The 625-nt window shown below is 45.1% G+C and carries 2 protein-coding genes; both read right to left on the bottom strand.

Features of this window, described 5'->3' with window-relative positions; genetic code table 11:
• Window positions 1-95 precede the first annotated feature (95 nt).
• Window positions 96-332 carry a thioredoxin family protein gene (locus tag H5185_RS22380; RefSeq protein ID WP_131524958.1) on the bottom strand — a complete coding sequence of 79 codons (237 nt, stop codon included), beginning with the start codon at window positions 330-332 and terminating at the stop codon, window positions 96-98.
• A gap of 11 nt (window positions 333-343) precedes the next feature.
• A partial coding sequence (locus tag H5185_RS22375; protein ID WP_182743358.1) for a permease occupies window positions 344-625 on the bottom strand: 282 nt, incomplete at its 5' end.

Below are 625 nucleotides of genomic sequence, written 5' to 3'. Positions count from 1 at the left end.
TCACAGGGACAGATTTAGTCCCTGGGCAAGGGGTAAAAATCAACCTAGCACCACTCTCTAGCGGCAAAATATCAAATGGATGTGACATTTAAGTGTTACCCCACTAACCAAGATTCAATCATGGCTCTATGGGGAATGGAGCCCCAATGCACTAGCTTCTCATCAATCACCACAGCGGGTGTACTCATCACCTTATAGCCCATGATGACTTCTGGATTGGTTTCCTTTACCAGAGCAATACTGATGCCCTTCTCGTTGGCGATGGCGGTAATAATCTCAGCGGTTTTTGTGCATTTGGCACATCCACTGCCTAATACTTTGATGTTTAGCATTTTTATAATTCTCACAGAACGGGACCTATAGCGTTAAAGATCCAACCGATTAAGGTGAATGAAATCAATAAAATGGCAAAAACGATGGCCAGCAAACGCCATTGCATTACCTGCTTGAGCAAAATGAACTCAGGAAAACTGGCGGCAACCGTTGCCATACAAAATGCCAATGTTGTCCCTACGGGCAAGCCATTAGTGATAAGGCTCTCCATGATAGGGATAACCCCTGTGGCATTGGAATACAGAGGAATACCAATCAATACCGCCGCAGGAACAGACCACCATTGACCATC

This window comes from Shewanella sp. SG44-6 (assembly GCF_014164185.1).
Classification (GTDB): domain Bacteria; phylum Pseudomonadota; class Gammaproteobacteria; order Enterobacterales; family Shewanellaceae; genus Shewanella; species Shewanella vesiculosa.
The sequence above is the reverse complement of the archived record's forward strand: the minus strand, read 5'-3'. Positions and strand labels throughout refer to the sequence as shown.

What these genes read in the sequence shown, in the direction of transcription:
- H5185_RS22380 (WP_131524958.1), bottom strand. Translation starts at nt 332, where the DNA reads ATGCTAAACATCAAAGTATTAGGCAGTGGATGTGCCAAATGCACAAAA.